This is a genomic window from Bradyrhizobium sp. URHA0013 (assembly GCF_000518345.1).
Taxonomy (GTDB): Bacteria; Pseudomonadota; Alphaproteobacteria; order Rhizobiales; family Xanthobacteraceae; genus Bradyrhizobium.
Window position 1 is genome coordinate 394,501 of sequence record NZ_KI912426.1, and the last position, 20,254, is coordinate 414,754.

Annotated in this window: 18 protein-coding genes; 13 read left to right on the top strand and 5 right to left on the bottom strand. The window is 64.2% G+C overall.

Annotation, left to right across the window (positions count from 1 at the left end; all coding sequences use genetic code 11):
- Positions 1-37: 37 nt before the first annotated feature.
- The gene (locus tag N551_RS0122495; RefSeq protein WP_027568791.1) at positions 38-1,969 is read left to right on the top strand and encodes an alkyl/aryl-sulfatase; all 1,932 of its coding nucleotides are present in this window, start codon (positions 38-40) and stop codon (positions 1,967-1,969) included.
- A gap of 184 nt (positions 1,970-2,153) precedes the next feature.
- On the opposite strand, the gene N551_RS0122500 is transcribed toward N551_RS0122495, so the two are convergent.
- Positions 2,154-3,224: a glycosyltransferase family 4 protein gene (locus N551_RS0122500; protein WP_027568792.1), complete on the bottom strand. Its 1,071-nt coding sequence runs from the start codon at positions 3,222-3,224 to the stop codon at positions 2,154-2,156.
- Positions 3,225-3,501: 277 nt separating this feature from the next.
- On the opposite strand from N551_RS0122500, the gene N551_RS0122505 reads away from it, so the two are divergent.
- From N551_RS0122505 to N551_RS0122520, 4 genes are read left to right on the top strand one after another with little or no spacing between them, the layout of a single operon-like run.
- Positions 3,502-5,265, top strand: a complete 1,764-nt coding sequence (locus N551_RS0122505) for an ABC transporter ATP-binding protein (RefSeq protein ID WP_027568793.1) — start codon at positions 3,502-3,504, stop codon at positions 5,263-5,265.
- 56 nt (positions 5,266-5,321) lie between these two features.
- The gene (locus tag N551_RS0122510; RefSeq protein WP_027568794.1) at positions 5,322-7,526 is read left to right on the top strand and encodes an amylo-alpha-1,6-glucosidase; all 2,205 of its coding nucleotides are present in this window, start codon (positions 5,322-5,324) and stop codon (positions 7,524-7,526) included.
- A 22-nt stretch (positions 7,527-7,548) separates the two neighbouring features.
- A complete protein-coding gene (locus N551_RS38970; protein ID WP_027568795.1) occupies positions 7,549-8,070 on the top strand; it encodes a PRC-barrel domain-containing protein in 522 nt (173 codons plus the stop codon).
- A gap of 23 nt (positions 8,071-8,093) precedes the next feature.
- Positions 8,094-9,407, top strand: coding sequence for an MFS transporter (locus N551_RS0122520; RefSeq protein ID WP_027568796.1), 1,314 nt, complete (start codon positions 8,094-8,096; stop codon positions 9,405-9,407).
- Positions 9,408-9,445: 38 nt separating this feature from the next.
- Here N551_RS0122520 and N551_RS0122525 read toward each other — a convergent pair whose 3' ends face one another.
- The 4 genes from N551_RS0122525 to fixL form a co-directional block, all read right to left on the bottom strand.
- Positions 9,446-10,147 carry a helix-turn-helix domain-containing protein gene (locus N551_RS0122525; protein ID WP_007594028.1) on the bottom strand — a complete coding sequence of 234 codons (702 nt, stop codon included), beginning with the start codon at positions 10,145-10,147 and terminating at the stop codon, positions 9,446-9,448.
- Positions 10,148-10,231: 84 nt separating this feature from the next.
- Positions 10,232-10,672 carry a response regulator gene (locus N551_RS0122530; RefSeq protein ID WP_027568797.1) on the bottom strand — a complete coding sequence of 147 codons (441 nt, stop codon included), beginning with the start codon at positions 10,670-10,672 and terminating at the stop codon, positions 10,232-10,234.
- A 58-nt stretch (positions 10,673-10,730) separates the two neighbouring features.
- The gene (gene fixJ, locus N551_RS0122535; RefSeq protein ID WP_027568798.1) at positions 10,731-11,348 is read right to left on the bottom strand and encodes a response regulator FixJ; all 618 of its coding nucleotides are present in this window, start codon (positions 11,346-11,348) and stop codon (positions 10,731-10,733) included.
- 3 nt (positions 11,349-11,351) lie between these two features.
- Positions 11,352-12,869, bottom strand: a complete 1,518-nt coding sequence (fixL, locus tag N551_RS0122540; protein ID WP_027568799.1) for a sensor protein FixL — start codon at positions 12,867-12,869, stop codon at positions 11,352-11,354.
- Positions 12,870-13,073: 204 nt separating this feature from the next.
- On the opposite strand from fixL, the gene N551_RS0122545 reads away from it, so the two are divergent.
- The 8 genes from N551_RS0122545 to N551_RS0122580 all read left to right on the top strand — a co-directional run bounded on the left by N551_RS0122545 (position 13,074) and on the right by N551_RS0122580 (position 20,249).
- Positions 13,074-13,907: a universal stress protein gene (locus tag N551_RS0122545; protein WP_027568800.1), complete on the top strand. Its 834-nt coding sequence runs from the start codon at positions 13,074-13,076 to the stop codon at positions 13,905-13,907.
- Between the two features lie 38 nt (positions 13,908-13,945).
- Positions 13,946-14,371 carry an HPP family protein gene (locus N551_RS0122550; RefSeq protein WP_027568801.1) on the top strand — a complete coding sequence of 142 codons (426 nt, stop codon included), beginning with the start codon at positions 13,946-13,948 and terminating at the stop codon, positions 14,369-14,371.
- 344 nt (positions 14,372-14,715) lie between these two features.
- On the top strand, positions 14,716-16,365 hold the full coding sequence (ccoN, locus tag N551_RS0122555) for a cytochrome-c oxidase, cbb3-type subunit I (protein WP_007607681.1): 1,650 nt from the start codon (positions 14,716-14,718) through the stop codon (positions 16,363-16,365).
- A gap of 10 nt (positions 16,366-16,375) precedes the next feature.
- On the top strand, positions 16,376-17,110 hold the full coding sequence (gene ccoO / locus N551_RS0122560; protein WP_007594017.1) for a cytochrome-c oxidase, cbb3-type subunit II: 735 nt from the start codon (positions 16,376-16,378) through the stop codon (positions 17,108-17,110).
- A 13-nt stretch (positions 17,111-17,123) separates the two neighbouring features.
- Positions 17,124-17,288, top strand: a complete 165-nt coding sequence (locus N551_RS0122565; protein ID WP_007594016.1) for a CcoQ/FixQ family Cbb3-type cytochrome c oxidase assembly chaperone — start codon at positions 17,124-17,126, stop codon at positions 17,286-17,288.
- 6 nt (positions 17,289-17,294) lie between these two features.
- Positions 17,295-18,170: a cytochrome-c oxidase, cbb3-type subunit III gene (gene ccoP / locus N551_RS0122570; RefSeq protein WP_027568802.1), complete on the top strand. Its 876-nt coding sequence runs from the start codon at positions 17,295-17,297 to the stop codon at positions 18,168-18,170.
- Between the two features lie 111 nt (positions 18,171-18,281).
- Positions 18,282-19,748 (top strand): cytochrome c oxidase accessory protein CcoG, encoded by a 1,467-nt coding sequence (ccoG, locus tag N551_RS0122575; protein ID WP_027568803.1) that lies wholly within the window; start codon positions 18,282-18,284, stop codon positions 19,746-19,748.
- 15 nt (positions 19,749-19,763) lie between these two features.
- A complete protein-coding gene (locus N551_RS0122580) occupies positions 19,764-20,249 on the top strand; it encodes a FixH family protein (RefSeq protein WP_027568804.1) in 486 nt (161 codons plus the stop codon).
- Positions 20,250-20,254 lie beyond the last annotated feature (5 nt).

Here is a 20,254-nt window from a genome sequence, read left to right on the forward strand (position 1 = left end):
CGGTTAGATGCCGCACGCAGGCGGGGAGGAGATCAAGATGACGGACACGTCCAGCAACGAGCCGAAGGGCGCAACACCGTCCGTTATCGCGCAGCAAACGGCGATGCTGAATGCGTTGCCGTTCTCCGACACGCGGGATTTCGACGATTCCGCGCGCGGCTTCCTCGGCACCATCGAAAACGCGGAGATCACCAATCCGCAAGGGCGGACGGTCTGGAGCCTCGAGCCTTACGGCTTTCTCGCCGCCGAGCAGGCGCCGGCCACGGTCAATCCGAGCCTGTGGCGGCAGTCGCGGCTCAACATGCAGCACGGCCTGTTCGAGGTCGTGCCCGGAATCTACCAGGTGCGCGGGCTCGACATCGCCAACATGACGCTGATCGAAGGCGACAGCGGCGTCATCATCGTCGACACCCTGACCTCGATCGAGGGCGCGCGCGCCGCGCTCGAACTCTACTACAAGCACCGCGGCCAGCGACCGGTCGCGGCCGTGATCTTCACGCACACCCACACCGACCATTGGGGCGGCGCGCGTGGCGTGCTGGAGGAGGATGCACGCGCGAGCGGCCGCGTGCCGGTCATCGCGCCAAACTTGTTCATGGAGCATGCCGTCTCCGAGAACATCATCGCGGGACCTGCGATGCTGCGGCGGGCGCAGTACCAGTTCGGGCCTCTCCTCGCCAAGGGAGCACGTGGGCAGGTCGATTGCGGCCTCGGCAAGTCGATGGCAGCAGGTTCGGTGGCGCTGCTGCGGCCGACCGATTTGATCATGGCGACCGGCGACCGGCGCGTGATCGACGGCGTCGAATTCGAATTCCAGATGGCGCCGAACAGCGAAGCGCCGGCGGAAATGCATTTCTTCATCCCGCGCTACAAGCTGTTGAACCTCGCCGAGAACTGCACCCACAACTTCCATAATCTGCTGCCGTTCCGCGGCGCCGACGTGCGCGACGCGCTGGCCTGGTCGAAATATCTGGGCGAGGCCTTGCAGCTCTGGGATGGCAAGGCGGAGGCGATGTGCGGCCAGCATCACTGGCCGGTGTGGGGACGCGAACGCATCGGCACGATGATCCGGCAGCAGCGCGACCTCTATAAGTTCGCGCATGACCAAACCATCCGCCTGATGAACCACGGTCTCACCGCGGCCGAGATCGCCGAGACTATCCAGCTGCCCGAGAGCCTGGAGGGCGCCTGGCACGGCCGCGGCTATTACGGCCACATTCGGCACAATGTGAAGGCGATCTATCAAAAGTACCTGGGCTGGTACGACGCCAATCCGGTCAATCTCGATCCGCTGCCGCCGGTTGAGTCGGGCAAGAAATATGTGGAGTACATGGGCGGCGCCGACGCCATCCTCGCGCGGGCGCGTGCCGATTTCGATAAGGGCGAATTCCGTTTCGTGGCGCAGGCGCTCGGCCATCTCGTCTTTGCCGAGCCGGACAATCAGGCTGCGCGTGCGTTGCTGGCGGATACGCTGGAGCAGCTCGGCTACGCCGCCGAAAGCGCTACCTGGCGCAATGCCTATCTGTTCGGCGCGCAGGAATTGCGCCAGGGCATGCCGAAAGTGCCGGCGCGGCCGCCGATGCCGCGCGAGACGCTGGCGGCGCTGCGCACCTCACAGCTCTGGGACGTGCTCGGCAGCCGCCTCAACGGACCGAAGGCGGAAGGAAAGCACATCGTGCTGAACTGGAGCTTTTCCGACACCGGCGAGACCTTTGTGCTCAATCTGGAGAACTGCGCGCTGACTTACACAGAGGGCATGCAGGCGGAAAGCGCCGATGCCAGCTTCACGCTGGCGCGGTCGACGCTCGACGAGGTGATCGCGAAACTGACCAGCTTCCCGGAGGCCGTGGCCGGCGGCAAGGTCAAGTTCGCCGGCAACCCGATGCGCCTCGCCGAGCTGATGGGCCTGATGGACGAATTCCCGCGCATGTTCGAGATCGTCGAGCCGAAGCGGGCGGTGGTGAGGTAGCGCTAAGCCTTCTTCCGTCATCGCGAGCGCAGCGAAGCAATCCAGAATCTCTCGGCGGGGACGGTCTGGATTGCTTCGCTGCGCTCGCAATGACAGTTGATAGAGAGGAGCGCGCCCCACAAATGTCGATGGCCGGGACATGCCCCGGCCATGACGGTCGCGACGGGATGGGCGCGTGCTCCTGCTACTCCGCGCTGCTCACCAGCTTGATCCGCGGCGCCTGTTCCTCGCCAAGGCTGCGATAGGCCGCGAGATAATCCAGCGCCATGCGCCGCGCCGTGAAGCGCGTCTCGAACTGCTTGCGGATAACGGAGCGGTCGAGTTGCTGCAGGCGGCCGACGACGCCGGCGGCGCTGAGGACGTCCTCGACGACGAAGCCGGTGAGTCCCTCGTCAATGATCTCCGGCACCGAGCCGCGGTTGAAGGCGATGACCGGCGTTCCGCAGGCCATCGCTTCGATCATCACTAGGCCAAACGGCTCCGGCCAGTCGATCGGCAGCAAAAGGCCCAGCGCGCCGCTCAAGAACTCCGACTTCTCGTGATCGCTGATCTCGCCGATGAATTCCACCAGCGGATTGTTCTCGATCATCGGCCGGATCAGCTCGTCATAGTAATCCTGGTCGGCACGATCGACCTTGGCTGCGATCTTGAGCGGAATGCCGCAATGCGTCGCGATCTTGATGGCGCGATCGACGCCCTTTTCCGGCGCGATACGGCCGAGCACGGCGAGGTATTCCTGCTTCGCCTGCTTCGGCGTCAGCAGATTCTCGGGCAGGCCGTGGTGGATCGTCCTCACCCAGTTCGCCTGCGGCACCGGCCGGCGTTGCGCGTTCGAAATCGAGACGACGGGGACCTTCGAGAAGGTATTGAAAACCGGTTGATGCTCCGGCAGATCGAGCCGGCCGTGCAGCGTGGTCAGGAACGGCGTCGGCTGCCGGTAGAACAGCGACCACGGATAATAATCGAGATGGAAATGGAGGAAGTCAAACTCCTCGTCGTCACATTTCTGCCGCACCCGCTCGAGCATCACCATGTGCAGAGCATTGGGATCGCGCACGGAACCGTCGAGGCGGAGCGCCCGCGGCCATAACGCGTCCAGCTTCGCCGAGGTTTGCGAATCGCCGCTGGCGAACAGCGTCACGTCGTGGCCAAGAGCCACCAGCTCTTCCGTCAACCAGTGCACCACCCGCTCGGTGCCGCCATAAAGCTTGGGTGGAACTGCCTCCGTCAACGGAGCAACCTGCGCGATGCGCATCTCACCATCTCCTCTGTGCGATCATGATTGTAGAAAGCCCCCGCCTGTTCAGCACCGGCATGCCAATCAAGGGAACGTTCCCGCACTTGCGAAGTTCCTCCTTCCGAACGTTACTTATTCGACACGTCGGATGCTCGTCGCGATGCTGCCATCACATCATCGCAGAACGCCCGCATCCGCATGTCGTGATCAGTGTGCCCGGGAACCGAGGCGAAGTGGTCGATGTTCAGTCGACTAACAGAAAAATTGAAAACATCACGACGGGGTCGATAATCACATGGATCATCTTTCTGGGTATGCGCACCGGCCGTTTGCCTTTGTTTTGCGCTATCTTCGGCGTCGGCTCGCGTCGCATCTCGTGATCCTGACCGCAGTCGTCGCGGCCGTTGCCTGCTCCGTAGGCACGCAGTATGGCGTCAAATCCCTCGTCGACAGTCTGTCGGCCGGCGCTGCGCATGGTGGGAGCGTATGGCTGGCATTCATTTTCCTCATGACGCTGATCGCCGCCGACAATTTCCTTTGGCGGATCGCGAGCTGGACGGCCAGCTTCACCTTCGTGCGTGTCACGGGTGATCTGCGCCGTGACATCTTTCGTCATCTGACCGGCCACGCGCCGAGCTACTTCTCCGACCGCATGCCCGGCATGCTGACCAGCCGCATCACGGCGACCTCGAATGCGGTGTTCACGGTCGAGAACATGTTCGTCTGGAATGTGCTGCCGCCGTGCATCGCAACGGTTGCGGCCATCGCGCTGATTGGAACCGTCAGTCCCTACATGGCGCTCGGCCTGATCGTGATCGCCGGCGGCATGGTGCTTGCGATGTTCCGCCTCGCCGCCGCAGGAAAACCGCTGCATGACGACTTCGCCGACAAGGCCGCCGTCGTCGACGGCGAGATGATCGACGTCATCAGCAACATGCCGCTGGTGCGCGCCTTCTGCGGCATCGGGCACGAGCATGAGCGGTTCGACGCGACTGTGAACCGGGAGCTCGCCGCACGCGGCCGCAGCCTGCGCTATCTGGAGAAGCTGCGGCTTATCCATGCCGGCGTCACTGTCGTGCTCACGATCGCCCTGATGGCTTGGGCGATCATGCTCTGGCAGGACGGCCGGGCGACCACCGGCGACGTGGTGCTGGTCTGCACCCTCGGTCTCTCCATTCTGAACGCGACGCGCGATCTCGCGGTGGCGCTGGTCGACGTCACCCAGCACGTTGCCCGTCTGACAGAGGCGATTGCCACGCTGCTTGTGCCGCATGAATTGCGCGACCACCCCGAGGCCGAGCCGCTGGTGAAGAGCGGCGCCGCGATCGCGTTCAACAATGTCACCTTCGGCTATCCCGGGGCTGAGAAGATCTTCGAGCGCTTCAGCCTGCGCCTGCAACCCGGCCAGCGCGTCGGCCTGGTGGGCCAGTCCGGCGGCGGCAAGTCGACGTTGTTCACGCTGCTGCAGCGCTTCTACGATACCGACGAGGGCAGCATCACCATCGACGGCCAGGACATTTCCAAGGTGACGCAGCTGAGCCTGCGCGAGGCGATCTCGGTCGTGCCGCAGGACATCTCGTTGTTCCACCGCTCGATTCGCGAGAACATCCGCTATGGTCGCCCGAACGCGACCGACGACGAGGTGCTGCGGGCGGCGATTGCGGCGCGCTGCGACTTCATCGACAGCTTGCCGGAAGGTTTGGACACCATGGTCGGCGACCGCGGCGTCAAGATGTCCGGCGGTCAGCGCCAGCGCATCGCAATTGCGCGCGCCTTCCTGAAGGACGCGCCGATCCTGCTGCTGGACGAGGCGACCGCCGCGCTCGACAGCGAATCCGAGGAGGCGATCCGCGAGGCGTTGTCGCGGCTGATGCGCGGCCGCACGGTCATCGCGATCGCGCATCGTCTCGCTACCCTGCGCAATTTCGATCGCGTGGTCGTGTTGAGGGGTGGTAAGATCATCGAGGACGGGTCGCCCGAGCGTCTGATGCAGGGCCACGGGCCCTATCGTGAGCTGGTCACGCAGGAAATGAGCCGGCTCGCCCAGGCCGCCGCGTAAACCAACAGTCGCGTTCGAGTCGGTTGCGTGTCGAAACAAGCGCAGGGGAGCTGCTGATGTCGGCTGAAGCCGTTACCCAATTCGTCTCCGTGACGCGGACCGTGGACCAGGTCGCGGAGCAGCCTTTCTACATTCCGATGACGGGACCGTCGGCGCGGCCGCGGCGTTCGCTCAAGCACGACGACACCTTTATCGTGCTCGACAGCCATGGCGACATCGGCGCTTCGGCCGGCGGGCCCGATGGGCTGTTTCATCACGACACGCGCTACCTCGCGAGGCTCGAGCTCGTGCTCGACGATCTCCAGCCGTTGCTGCTGGGCTCGAACCTGCGCGACGACAATTCAGCCCTGACCATCGATCTCACCAATCCGGACATCTACCGGCAGGGCAGCCTCGTGCTGCAAAAGGATCTGTTGCACATCGTGCGCACGATCTTCCTGTGGCGCGGCACCGCCTATCAGCGCATCGGCGTGCAGAACCACGGCGACCGCCCGGCCGGCTTCGCGCTGACGCTGCTGTTCGACAACGATTTCGCCGATCTGTTCGAAGTCCGCGGCGAGCGGCGCCCGCGCCGCGGCATCGGCTCGAGCCGGCTGTTGGGACCAACCGACGTGCTGTTCGACTACCGCGGTCTCGATGACGCCGAGCGCACCACGGGCCTGCATTTCGACCCGCGCCCGACGAAGCTGTCGGTGAATGCCGCGACCTGGCAGCTCGAACTCGACCCGCATGAGTCGAAATCCCTGTTCGTGGCCGTGTCCTGCAATCGGCCGATCGCGGAGAAGCCGGCGCGCTTTTTCCAGAGTTTGCTCGCCCATCGCCGCGAGATGCGGCAATCGACGATGGGCGCCACCAGCATCGAGACCTCCAACAACATCTTCAATGAGGTGCTGTGCCAGGCCATGGCCGACCTCAACATGTTGATGACGGAGACGCCGCAGGGCCGCTATCCCTATGCGGGGATTCCCTGGTACTCGACGACATTCGGCCGCGACGGGGTGATCACGGCGCTGCAGATGCTGTGGGTCGATCCGCGAATCGCCAAGGGCGTGCTGCGGCGGCTCGCCCATTTCCAGGCCAAGGCGGTCGATCCGCTCGCCGATGCCGCGCCGGGCAAGATCCTGCACGAGATGCGCGGCGGCGAGATGGCGGCGCTGCGCGAGGTACCGTTCGCGCAATATTACGGCAGCGTCGATTCCACGGCCTTGTTCGTCCTGCTGGCGGGAAGCTATTTCGAGCGCACCGGCGACGAGACGACGTTGACCGAGCTGTGGCCGGCCATCGAGGCGGGGTTGGCCTGGATCGACGGCCCCGGTGACCCCGACAAGGACGGCTTCGTCGAATATCAGCGCGCTACGGAAAAGGGCCTCGCCAACCAGGGCTGGAAGGATTCCTACGACGCGATCTTCCATGCCGATGGCCAGCTTGCGGAAGGCAATCTCGCGCTGGCCGAGGTGCAAGGTTACGTCTTTGCCGCCAAGCGGCTCGCCGCGCGCTGCGCGCTCCGGCTCGGCAAGCCCGATCTCGCCAGGAAGCTCGAGGCCGAGGCCAAGACGCTGGCCGAGCGTTTCGAGGCCGCGTTCTGGTGCGAGGAGCTCGGCACCTATGCGCTTGCACTCGACGGCAAGAAGCGGCCCTGCAAGGTGCGGACCTCCAACGCCGGCCAGGTCCTGTTCAGCGGCATGATCCGCGAGGACCGCGCGCGCCTCGTCGCCGCCGATTTGATGCGGCCGCATTTCTTCTCGGGCTGGGGCATCCGCACCGTCGCTGTCGGCGAGGTGCGTTACAACCCGATGTCCTATCATGATGGGTCGATCTGGCCGCACGACAATGCGCTGATCGCGCTCGGGCTCGCGCGCTACGGGCTCAAGCATTCGGTCGCGCATGTCTTCAAGGGACTGTTCGACGCCGCGACCTACATGGACCTGCGCCGGTTGCCCGAATTGTTCTGCGGCTTCCGGCGCGAAAAGCGGCGCGGCCCGACGCTCTATCCGGTCGCCTGCGCGCCGCAGGCCTGGGCTAGCGCCACGGCGTTCACGCTATTGGAGGCGGCGCTGGGCATCGAGTTCGACGTGGACCGCGGCGAGATCCGGCTGCGCAATCCGCATCTGCCGGCGTTTCTGCATGAGGTGATCTTGCGCGATCTGCGTCTTGGCGAGTCCAGCGTGGACCTGCGCGTCAGCCGCCATGGCGACGACGTGGCGCTGGAGGTGTTGCGCACGCGTGGCCAGATTCAGGTCTCGATCGTGCTGGCGCGCTAGCGGCGCGCCGGAAGGAGGGTGCATGCGTACCGCCGGATGGTTGGCCTTGGGCGTCGTGATCGTCGGCGGAATGACGCTCGCCGTGTCACGTGCCGCGGAGGAGTCGCCCGCACCCGCGACTGAAGCGAATGCACCGCCGACGGCGCAGCCGCCGGCGTCATCGGTCCCCGTCACGCCAAAGAATGCCGCGCCACCGCCGTCGGTCACGATCATCGGCGCGAGCGATGCGCACGGTGTGCTTGGCCGTGACGTGCTCAGCGCGGCGAACGAGGACATGGGCCGCATCGTCGACGTCATCGTCGATCGGAGCGGGCACGTGCGCGCTGCCGTGATCGATTTCGGCGGCTTCCTCGGCGTCGGCAGCCGCAAGATCGTGGTGGACTGGAACGCGATGCGGTTCGGCAAGATCGTCAACAAGAAGGACAGCATCACGCTGGAATTGACCAAGGCACAGGTCGCAGCCGCGCCAGAATACAAGGAGGACACGCCGATGGTGGTGCTCGGCGCGTCCGGCAGCCTGCAGCCGCTGCAAGCTGTTCAGTGAGGCGCGGGGAGGGATGGCCGCCGGTGCTGTTGTCGAGGAAGCCGAATCATGCGGATCGCGAGGGCCGCGTTGAGCAGGATAACGTCTCGGCGCCGTCGCCGGCCGGCATTCCGGCGCCGTCGCGCCAGAGCCTGCGCGGCCTCGACTGGTTCATCTTCTTCCTCGCCGACGTGCAGACCGGATTCGGGCCGTTCATCGCGGTCTATCTGACGACTCAGAAATGGACCCAGATCGAGATCGGCCTCGTGCTGTCGATCGGGGGCATCGTTGCCCTGATCGGCCAGATGCCAGGCGGCGCCATCATCGATGCCGCGAAATCCGAGCGGCTGGTCGCCGGCCTCGCGATCGCCACGATCGGCTGCTGCGCGCTCGCCTATGCGGCGATGCCGATCTTCCCCGTGGTGGTGGCTGCGGCCACCTTGCATGCGGCAGCGAGCTGCGTGCTCGGACCGGCGATCGCGGCGATCAGCCTCGGTCTGGTCGGCCCGCTCGCGATCGGCGAGCGTCTCGGCCGCAATGCGCGATTTGCTTCGCTTGGTAACGGCGTTGCGGCCGCGGTGATGGGAACGGCCGGCTATCTGCTGTCGAGCCGCTCGGTATTCCTGGTGACCTTCCTGCTTGCAATCCCCACTTTGATCGCGCTCTCTCGCATCCGCGAGCACGAGGTCGACATCGCGCGCTGTCACGGCGAGATGCCGCGCGAGGCGGAGGATCGCGGCGACACCAATATCTGGCATCTGATCCGGCAGCGGCCGCTCATTGTCTTCGCGGTCAGCGTGCTCTTGTTACAGCTCGCGAACGCCTCGATGATGCCGCTGATGGCAAGCGCGGTGACGGCGCGATCGAGCGAGTGGGCGACGGTGCTCGTAGCCTTTTGCATCGTCGTGCCGCAAGCGATCGTGGCGCTGCTGTCGCCGAGCGTCGGGCGCAAGGCGCAAGCATGGGGTCGCAGGCCGCTACTGCTGATCGGATTCGCGGCGCTGACGATTCGCGGTCTACTGTTCGCGACCGTGCGCGATCCGTATCTGCTGGTGCTCGTGCAGGTGTTCGACGGCCTCACTGCGGCGGTGTTCGCGGTGATGATCCCGCTGATCGTGGCCGACGTCGCCTTCGGCAGCGGCCATTTCAACCTTGCGCAGGGCATCGTCGGCACGGCCATGGGCATCGGCGCGTCGCTGAGCACCGCGCTCGGCGGCTATGTCAGCGATAAATTCGGCAATGCCATGGCGTTCACCGGACTGTCCGGCGTCGCGGCGACGGGACTTCTGCTCATTCTGCTTGTGATGCCGGAGACGCGGCGCAAGGGCATGATCGCAGCAAAAGAAATGGCCGGCTGAATCAATCAGCCGGCCATGAGGGGATGGGAGAGGGTAGATCAGGCGTCGAGATTGTGCAGGCGTGCGCGGTTGCGCAACACGATCTGGCGGGCGCCGGAGAAGCCGAGAATGCCCTGGGCGTGAAGCTGTGACAGCGCGCGCGAGACGGTCTCGAGCGTGAGACCGAGATAGTCGCCGATGTCGCGGCGGCACATCGGCAGCGCCATCATGCCGGCAACTGCGAGGCGGCGGTCCATTTCGAGCAGGAAGGTTGCGACGCGCTCCATCGCGGTCTTGCGGCCCAGCAGCAGCATGTGGTCTTCGGCATGGCGAAGCTCACCAGCGGTCATGGCCCAGAGCTTGCGGGCGACCTGGACGTCGGTGGCTGCGGCCTTCTCGAGGCTCGCGCGCTTCACGAGGCGCACCGTGGTGTCGATGATGGCTTCAGCAGCCAGGCGATGGGTGGTGCCGGATTCGAGGCCGAACACGTCGCCGGGAAGGTGGAAGGAGCCGATCTGGCGACGGCCGTCGGAGAGAAGCTTGTAGCTGCGCACGGCGCCGGTGACGACCTGATAGACGTACTCGGCCGGCTCGTCCTCGCCATAGATCTCCTCTTCCTTGCGGTAGGAGAACTCGGTGGCAACGAGGCCGACATGGCCAGCGATCGCACCGAACTGGTCGGAGACGGGATGGCCCGGGGCGATCTTGCTGCCGTTGATCTGGGTCTTGATCGCCTGGGTGTTGATCGTCTGGGTCAGCATCTGCGCCATCTCCGTTGTGATGACGCTTTGGTACCCGGTATCGGGTGCCTCGAAAATTTCGCGAGATATCTTAAGGGGGGTGCCTTACGTAGAATCCCGTAGGTCAGCGTGGACCCGGTTCTGGATGGCGTGGCGAATGCGTTTGATCAGGTTTTCGTCCAGAAGCGGCTTCAGAATCACTTCATTCACGCCTGCGGCCGCCGCCCGGGCCGTGATATTCGAGTCGGGATAGCCGGTGATCAGGATCACCGGGGTGTCGCCCTCGGACTGGCGCAGTCGCCCGGCCAGCTCGATGCCGTTGATGTCGGGCATCTTGTAGTCGATCAGGTAACAGTCTGCACCGGACGGACTCGCCGCATTGAGCAGCGCCGTGGCGTTCCTGAAGGTCCGCACGGCAAAACCGTCGGTTTCCAACAGGAAGCGCAGGGAGCCCAGCACGGCGTTGTCGTCGTCCACCACATAGACGGTTAATTTCGCGGGTGACGACATCGGGAGCCGCTCAGGATGGGAGCTGATCGCAATCATTCCGATCTGGTAGCACAGGGCGGGCGGACGGTTTTGACTTGCCTCAATCCTGGTGACTTCAATCGTTGAGCATTCCGGCCCGCATTGCCAGCCGCACCAGTTCCGACAGGCTGTTGGCCTGCATCTTGGTCATCACATTGGCCCGGTAGACCTCGATGGTGCGTGGGCTGATGTCGTACTCGCGGGCGATCAGCTTGTTGGAGAGGCCCGCGATCAGCCCCTCCATGACCTGGCGTTCCCTGGGGCTCAGGGAAGCGACGCGAGCGGCGACATCCTGGGCGATGGCGTCGTTCTTGGCCGCCGGCTCGCCCTCGCGGATCGCTGATTCGATCATGGCGACGAGGCGGTCATCTTCGAACGGCTTTTCCAGGAAATCCATGGCACCGAGCTTCATCGCCTCGACCGCGAGCGGCACGTCGCCATGGCCGGTCATGATCAGGATTGGAAACCGGCTGCGCTGCGCCTTGAGGCGCTTGAGAAGCTCGATCCCGTCGATGCCGGGCATGCGCACGTCGGAGACGACGCAACCGAAGGCGAGGCCGGGCAGGGCGTCGAGAAAACCCTGCGCGTTGTCGAACAGTGTGACGCCGAAGCCAACCGAATCCAGCAGGAAATTCAGCGAATCCCGCATCGCCTCGTCGTCGTCAATGACGTAGATGATTCCCTTGGTCGTCATGGATCAGTTCTCGTCGGCTGCCGGCAACGTGAAGCGGAATGTCGCTCCACCCGATGCGTTGCTCTCGGCCCACATCCGGCCGCCGTGAGCCTCGATGATCGAGCGGCTGATGGATAGTCCCACGCCCATGCCGGTGTCCTTGGTGGTGAAAAAAGTCTGAAACAGGTTCGGCATGACGTCGTCCTGGAAGCCGGAGCCGGAATCGGAGACCTCGATCTCGATCATGTCGTCGGCGACGCGGGTGTTGGTGACGACGAGCTCGCGCCGAGGCGACTGCGCCATCGCTTCCAGCGCGTTGCGGAAGAGGTTGACCAGCACCTGCTGGATTTGCACCCGGTCGGCGAGCACGAGATCGGCATTGGGATTGAGGCTGAAGCGAAGCTGCACGTCCTGCTCGCGCGCGCCTGCCAGCCCGAGGGCGCCGGCCTCCTCGATCAGCTTGGACAGGCTCTCGATCCTTTTCTCCGATTCGCCGCGGGAGACGAAGTCGCGCAAGCGGCGGATGATCTGGCCGGCGCGCAGCGCCTGCTCGGCGGCCCGGTCCAGCGCGCTCTCGATCTTCGGCGTATTCGGATCCTGGCTTCCGGCGAGCAGCCGCCGCGACCCCTTCATGTAGTTGCTGATCGCTGCCAGCGGCTGGTTGAGCTCGTGAGCGAGCGCGGACGCCATTTCGCCCATCGCGCTTAGCCGCGAGACGTGGACAAGTTCGGACTGCAGTTCCTGGAGCCGCGCCTGGGTTTTCTGATGCTCGGTCAGATCGCGGACGAAACCGGTAAAATAGGGCTCGCCGCCCGACTGCATCTCGCCGATCGACAGGTGCATCGGAAAGGTCGTGCCGTCGCGGCGCTTGCCGGTCACGATCCGGCCGATGCCGATGATGTGCGGGTCGCCGGTGGTGCGATAGCGCGCGATGTAGCCGTCGTGACGTGAGCTGTCGGGCTCCGGCATCAGGATGCGGACGTTCTGGCCGATCGCCTCCGACTCGACCCAGCCGAACAGGCGCTCGGCCGCCGTGCTGAAGAACTGGATGATGCCGTGGCCGTCGATGACGATCATGGCGTCGGGAATCGTCTGGAGGATCGAGCGGAGGTGACTCTCGCGGGTGCGCAGGGTCTCCTCGACCTGCTTTTCCTCATCGACGTCAAGAAAGATGCCGCTGAGATGTCGGGCGGCGCCGGCGTCGTCCCGAATTAGCCCCGCGCGGGCGCGGATCCACTGCGCTCTGCCCGACGCCCCCGTGACCCTGAACGACACGTCGAAGCTGCCGCCCCGTTCGGAGACGCGCCGGATCGCAATCTCGATCCGCTCGCGGTCGTTCGGCTCCAGCCGGGACAGGAACAGCGCATAACTCACCGATTGGTCAGAATCGACTCCGAACAGGGTTCTGGCCGTCTCCGACCACTCCAATTCCAGCGTCTTGAGATCGAGATCCCAAGTCCCGACGCCAAATCCCTCGATTCGAACGCGGAAATGTTCGCCCCGGCCGTCATCTTGCGGATGAATCACACGGGTCGGCGCCACACGATCACTCCCATTCTGATGCGGGGAACCGCACAGCGTTGCCGTCGGCAATGTACCCAAGGAGGGGCCAGAGGCAAGTTCCGATGTCTTATACCATTGGCAGATTTCGGGCGCGCGCGGTGATCCAAGGTTTTGATCTATCTCATCCTGCCAGCCGGCGGCCGGCTTACGATCGGATCAAAGCTCATTGCCCCGGAGACTCCGATGACATACGCGACCGTGATGGTCAGCCTGGCGCTCGATCAGCCCAACGAGGCGCGGCTTCAGGTCGCGGGCGAGCTTGCCGAACGATTTGAGGCGTCGATCATCGGCCTTGCTGCGGCGCAGTTCGCCCCGCCGATCTACTTCAGCGATGGCGCCGCAGCGCAGGGACTGATCGATGAGGGAGAAGCCTCGGTCAAGCGACGCCTGGGCGAGCTCGAGGCGCAATTCCGCGCCGCGATCAGGAATCGCGGCGGACATGTAGAATGGCGCAGCGCCATGGATTTCCCGGCGCGCTTTACGTTCACCCAGGCGCGTTGCGCCGACATCATCGTCACCGGCGGGCAGAGCCCGGCCTTCTCCGACGCCTTCGCGCTCGCGAGCCCAAAGGATCTGGTGATGCAAGCCGGCCGGCCGATCCTGGTCGTGCCTGACGGTATCAACTGGCTCGACCTGCGCAGCGTCCTGGTGGCGTGGAAGGATACGCCGGAAGCCCGGCGGGCGCTGGCCGATGCACTGCCGATCCTGCGCAAGGCCAGGGATGTCACCGTCCTTGCAATTCCCGAAGGCGACGACGATCGCCCCGCCGCGGTCGCTGGCGTGACCGACGTGACGGCGTGGTTTGCCCGCCATGGCGTGACCGCGATCGCGCGCGTTTCCGAAGCGGCCCGCAACGAAACTGTCGCCGGGCACCTGGAGAAGATTGCCGGCGATGTCGGCGCCAGCCTGATCGTCGCCGGTGCCTACGGTCATTCGCGCTTCCGCGAGCTGATCCTCGGCGGCGTCACCCAATATCTGGTCACTCAATCTGCCCGCTGTGTGCTGCTGTCGCACTGACGCGGGAGCGGTGCAAGACGAATCAAAGAGGACGCGCCGTGTACAGATTCCTTGAGCAGACCGTCGACGGCTACATGACGCACGACGTCAGGACGGTGAGGCGCGACCTCGACCTGCTCGCGCTCAGCGAGATGTTCGAACGCGACGATTTCAATTCCTACCCGGTCGAGGACGACGGGCAGGTCGTCGGCATCGTCACCAAGTTCGACATCCTGAAGTGCTTCGCCTTCACGCCGAGCCAGATGTTGCCGCGCTACCACGACCTGATGAGCCGCAAAATCGGCGACGTCATGACGCCCGACTTTATCTATGTCAGCCCCGACACGCGGCTGACGCGCGTGCTCCAGATCATGGTCGAGCACCGCATCAGGAGCATCATCGTGCTCGACGGAGCGCAGAAGCTGGTCGGAATCATCGCCCGCGAGGACGTCATCGCGGCGCTCAAGGCGACGGCGAGAGACTGATCAGGCACGCCGTGATTTTACGGGGAGCTTCTTTTTCTTCCCTTGTGGGAGAAGGTGGCATAGGCCGCCTTCGGCGTCCGTTCTTGAGAACGCTGAAGCGAAGCTTCGGCTATGGCCGGATGAGGGGTTCTCTCCATGGAAAGGCGACTTTCCGTGCGGAGCCAACCCTCACCGAGCGAGTTTGCCGCGCCGTCCTCGCTGCCCTCTCCCGCAAGGGGAGAGGGCACATCAACTGGCGTGGCGCAACTCTCACATTAACAGAAATCCACATAGCTTGATTTCAATCAATTCCCCGCGAGGATGAATGTGGTTTCTGGCCCTGTGTTCTTTCAGAGAGAATCCGCATGAGCCAGCCCTCCATCTCCAAGTCCATGACGTCAGGTGAAAGCGGCCTGGCTGTCGTGTTCGCGGTCACCGCCTTCCTCTGCGTGATTGCCTCGGCCAAGGCGCTCGATGCGCCCTTCGCCTTCCACGCCGCGCTGAGCGCGGCAGCGAGCCTCGCCGCGGTCTTCTGCATCATCAACCGCTACCTCGACCGGCCGGCGGCGCTGCCGCCTGCGGAGATCAATGGGCGCCCCAATTACAACATGGGGCCGATCAAGTTCTCCTCCGTCATGGCGATGTTCTGGGGCATTGCCGGCTTTCTCGTCGGCCTCATCATCGCCTCGCAACTGGCGTGGCCGGCGCTGAACTTCGATCTGCCCTGGACCAGCTTCGGGCGCCTGCGTCCGCTGCACACGTCCGCAGTGATCTTCGCCTTTGGCGGCAACGTCCTGATCGCGACCTCCTTCTACGTCGTGCAGAAGAGCTGCCGCGTTCGCCTTGCAGGCGATCTCGCGCCCTGGTTCGTCGTCGTAGGCTACAACTTCTTCATCCTGATCGCCGGCACGGGCTATCTGCTCGGCGTCACCCAATCGAAGGAATATGCCGAGCCGGAATGGTACGCCGATCTGTGGCTGACCATCGTCTGGGTCACCTATCTGCTGGTCTTCCTTGCCACGATCATCAAGCGCAAGGAGCCGCACATCTTCGTCGCGAACTGGTTCTATCTCGCCTTCATCGTGACGATTGCGGTCTTGCATCTCGGCAACAACCCGGCGCTGCCGGTCTCGGTGTTCGGCTCGAAATCCTACATCGCCTGGGGCGGCATCCAGGACGCCATGTTCCAGTGGTGGTACGGCCACAACGCGGTCGGCTTCTTCCTGACCGCCGGCTTCCTCGCCATCATGTACTACTTCATCCCGAAGCGGGCCGAGCGGCCGATCTACTCCTACCGTCTCTCGATCATCCACTTCTGGGCGCTGATCTTCCTCTACATCTGGGCCGGCCCGCACCATCTGCACTACACGGCGCTGCCGGACTGGACCCAGACGCTCGGCATGACCTTCTCGATCATGCTGTGGATGCCGTCCTGGGGCGGCATGATCAACGGCCTGATGACGCTGTCGGGCGCCTGGGACAAGCTGCGCACCGATCCCGTGCTGCGCATGCTCGTGGTCTCCGTCGCCTTCTACGGCATGTCGACCTTCGAAGGCCCGATGATGTCGATCAAGGTGGTCAACTCGCTCAGCCACTACACCGACTGGACCATCGGCCACGTGCACTCCGGCGCGCTCGGCTGGGTCGGCTTCGTCTCCTTTGGCGCGCTCTACTGCCTCGTGCCCTGGATCTGGAATCGCAAGGGCCTCTACAGCCTCAAGCTCGTCAACTGGCACTTCTGGATCGCGACGCTTGGCATCGTCCTCTACATCTCGGCGATGTGGGTGTCCGGCATCCTCCAGGGTCTGATGTGGCGCGCTTACACCTCGCTCGGCTTTCTCGAATATTCCTTCATCGAGACTGTCGAGGCGATGCATCCCTTCTACATCATCCGCGCTGCCGGCGGCGGGCTGTTCCTGATCGGCGCGTTGATCATGGCCTATAACCTCTGGATGACGGTTCGCGTCGGCGAACAGGAAGTCCAGATGCCCGTCGCTCTCCAGCCGGCGGAATGAGGAGTTTTCCATGTCGTTCTGGACACGCCACCAAATCTTCGAAAAGAACTCGATCATCCTGATCGTCGGCATCCTGCTGGTGATCGCGATCGGGGGGCTCGTCGAGATCACCCCGCTGTTCTACCTCAAGAGCACGATCGAGGCGGTCGACGGGATCCGGCCGTATACGCCGCTGGAGCTCGCCGGGCGCAACGTCTACATTCGCGAGGGCTGCTATCTCTGCCATTCGCAGATGATCCGGCCCTTGCGCGACGAGGTCGAGCGCTACGGCCATTTCTCGCTGGCCGCCGAGAGCATGTACGACCATCCGTTCCAGTGGGGCTCGAAGCGCACCGGTCCCGATCTTGCCCGCGTCGGCGCCAAATATTCCGACGACTGGCACGTCACTCATCTGACCAACCCGCGCGCAATCGTGCCGCAGTCGGTAATGCCCGGCTATCCGTTCCTCAGCCAGACCGAGGTAGATCCGGACACGATCGCCGACCACATGCGCACGCTGCGGACCGTCGGCACGCCCTACACCGACGACCAGATCGCCAATGCGGGCGCCGACATGAAGGCCCAGGCCGATCCTGACAATGCAGGCTCCGACGCTTTCACCAAGCGCTACGCCAAGGCCGTGGTGCGCAACTTCGACGGCAAGGCCGGCACGCCGACCGAGATGGACGCGCTGATCGCGTATCTCCAGATGCTCGGCACGCTGGTCGACTTCAAGATCTACAACGAGAAAGCCAATCTTCGCTGAGAAGGCACCAACGATGAAAGCCATCCTGACCCTCGACAATCTCGCGTCCGGTCTCGTGACCACGATCTGGACGCCGGTGTTCGTCGCGATCTTTGTCGCGATCATCGCCTACGCATTCTGGCCCCGTAACAAGGCAGCTTTCGACGAAGCGGCACACCTGCCGTTGCGGGAGGAGTAAGAGATCATGACCGATCATCATAGCGACATCGATCCCGTCTCCGGCAGGTCCACGACCGGACATGAGTGGGACGGCATCAAGGAGCTCAACACGCCGCTGCCGCGCTGGTGGGTGATCAGCTTCTACCTCACCATCGTCTGGTCGATCGGCTACTGGATCGTGTATCCGGCCTGGCCGCTGATCTCCAGCAATACCACCGGCCTGTTCGGCTACTCGACACGCGCCGACGTCGCGGTCGAGCTCGCCAATCTCGAGAAGATCCGAGGGGCCAAGATGGTTGCGCTGGGCGCGGCCTCACTCGCCGACATCGAGAAGGATCCAGCCCTGCTGGCGCTCGCGCGAGCCAAGGGCAAGACCGTGTTCGGCGACAATTGCGCGCCGTGCCATGGCTCAGGCGGCGCCGGCGCCAAGGGCTATCCGAACCTCAACGACGACGACTGGCTGTGGGGCGGATCGCTCGACCAGATCATGCAGACCATCCAGTTCGGCGCACGTTCCGGTCACGCCAAGGGGCACGAAGGCCAGATGCTCGCCTTCGGCAAGGACGGCGTGCTGAAGCCGGACGAGATCGTCACGGCCGCCAACTATGTTCGGGCACTGTCGGGCCTTCCGACCCGCAAGGGCTATGACGCGGCCAAGGGCGAGAAGATCTTCACGGAGAATTGCGTCGCCTGCCATGGCGACGGCGGCAAGGGCAACCCGGAGATGGGCGCTCCCAATTTGACCGACAAGATTTGGCTCTATGGTTCGGACGAGGCGTCGCTGATCGAGACCATCAGCCAGGGCCGCGCGGGCGTGATGCCGGCCTGGGAAGGGCGGCTCGATCCCGCCACCATCAAGGCAATGGCAGTTTACGTCCACTCGCTGGGCGGCGGAAAATAGCCAATCCGGGACAGGCGGGGGCGAATAAAAAAAGCCCCCGCTTGCGCTGGATCAACTGACGCGGCGGCGTCGGGTCTAGGTTTTATCGCACCTCTCGAAAAGCTCCAGGCGATGAACAGGACCGTGAACCCAAAAGAGCTCCCATTAGACGATGACAACGGGCCGCTCTATGTGGCCCAGAAGAAAGTCTATCCCCAGAGCATCTCCGGCACCTTCCGCCGGATCAAATGGGGCCTGATGGCGTTCTGCCTCGGCGTCTATTATTTCCTGCCGTTCGTGCGCTGGAACCGCGGCCTCGGTGCTCCGAGCCAGGCGGTGCTGATCGATCTTCCCAACAGCCGCTTTTATTTCTTCTTCATCGAGCTGTGGCCGCAGGAGGTCTACTACTTCACCGGCCTGCTGATCGTCGCCGCGGTGGCGCTATTCCTGATGAACTCCGTCGGCGGCCGCATCTGGTGCGGCTATCTCTGTCCGCAGACGGTGTGGACCGACCTGTTCTATGCGGTCGAGCGCCTGATCGAGGGCGACCGGCGCGAGCGGATGAAGAAGGACAAATCGTCCGACCCGATGAAGCTGGAGCGCATCTCCGAGCTCGTGCTCAAGCATTCGATCTGGCTCTTGATCGGGTGGTGGACCGGCGGCGCCTGGGTGCTCTATTTCAACGACGCACCGACGCTGGTTAGGGAACTCGTCACCTTCCAGGCGCCGATGATCGCCTATATCTGGATCGGCATTCTCACCGCGACGACTTACGTGCTCGCCGGCTTCATGCGCGAGCAGGTCTGCACCTATATGTGTCCGTGGCCGCGGATCCAGGCCGCGCTCACCGACGAATGGGCGCTCAACGTGACCTATCGTTACGACCGCGGCGAGAAGCGTACCTCGGTCAAGAAGGCGGCCGAGCTGCGCGCGCTCGGCGAGCAAGTCGGCGACTGCGTCGACTGCTACCAATGCGTCGCCGTGTGCCCGACCGGCATCGACATCCGCAATGGGCCGCAGCTCGAATGCATCCAGTGCGGGCTCTGCATCGACGCTTGCGACAACGTGATGACGAAAATCGGCCGGCCGAAGCGGCTGATCGGCTATGACAACGACGTCAACATCCAGCGCCGCCAGGAAGGCAAGGCGCCGGTCTACCGCATTGTCCGGGCTCGCACCGTCGCCTACAGCGCGATCATCGCGGCGGTCGGCGGCATCATGATCTATACGCTGGCGACCCGCAGCCTGCTCGACATCAACGTGCTGCACGACCGCAACCCGGTCGCTGTCAGGCTCAGTGACGGATCGATCCGCAACGCCTACACGGTGCGGCTGCTCAACAAGAGCGGCTACGACCGAGTCATCGCGATCGACGCGAACGGTCCGGTCAATGCGACGATCCATGTCATCGGGATCGATTCAGTGACGCAGGACCGGCCGATGATCGTGGTTCCGCGCGACTCCACCAGCGAGCTGCGGGTGCTCGTGACCGCGCCGGTGGAGGGCAATCCGGAAAAGTCGATCCCGGTTCGCTTTCACGTCACCGATATCGGGCTCGGCGAAGTCGCCAGCGCCACCGACAATTTCGTCGCGCCCTAGGATCAGGAGTTCGCCATGGCAACCAAGCCGCTGACCGGAACCAAGGTGTTTCTGATGCTGGTCGCCTTCTTCGGCGTCGTGATCGGCGTCAACGTGACCATGATGAAGCTCGCGATCGCGACGCTGCCGGGCACGGACGTCGACAGCCCCTATGCCGCGGGGCTCGCCTATGACCGTGAGATCTCCGCGGCCCAGGACCAAACCGCGCGAAAATGGAAGGTCAACGCGCATGTCGAGCGCCGCGCCGATGGCGGCGCCGTGCTTCAGGTCGAGGCGCGCGACGCGAGCGGACAGCCGATCGCCGGACTGAAATTCGGCGGCCGCCTGGAGCGGCCGACCGACAAGCGCGCCGATCTCGCCATCGAGCTCTCGGAGGCCGGCATCGGCCTCTATCGCGGCAATGCCGCATCGGTCGCGCCGGGCCAGTGGGATCTGGTGATCGAGGGCGAGGCGCGGGGAACGCGCGTGTTCATGTCGCGCAACCGCGTGATCCTGAACTGAAGGAT